Source organism: Actinoplanes sp. DH11 (assembly GCF_020873875.1).
Lineage (GTDB): Bacteria > Actinomycetota > Actinomycetes > Mycobacteriales > Micromonosporaceae > Actinoplanes.
Genome location: NZ_JAHWGU010000235.1, coordinates 1 through 245, shown reverse-complemented (window position 1 = coordinate 245; position 245 = coordinate 1). Strand labels below are relative to the sequence as shown.

Below are 245 nucleotides of genomic sequence, written 5' to 3'. Positions count from 1 at the left end.
CCAACCGCTCCGGCGTCAACGCCTCCAACACACCATCATCCAAAACACCCGCACAATGCACCACCCCCACCAAATCCGGAATCCCCGCCACCAACGCATCCACCTGCACCCGATCAGACACATCACACACCGTCGGACCACCACGACCCACCGCCACCACATTCACACCACGACCCACCAACCACTCACACACCACCGACCCCAACGCACCCCCACCACCAGTCACCAACACCGTGCCCTCCAAC

At 62.4% G+C, this 245-nt stretch carries 1 protein-coding gene; it reads right to left on the bottom strand.

Annotated features, from left to right (window positions below; translation table 11 throughout):
• On the bottom strand, window positions 1-226 hold a 226-nt coding region (locus tag LPA41_RS41580), incomplete at its 3' end, for a KR domain-containing protein (protein ID WP_308036677.1).
• Window positions 227-245: the final 19 nt, after the last annotated feature.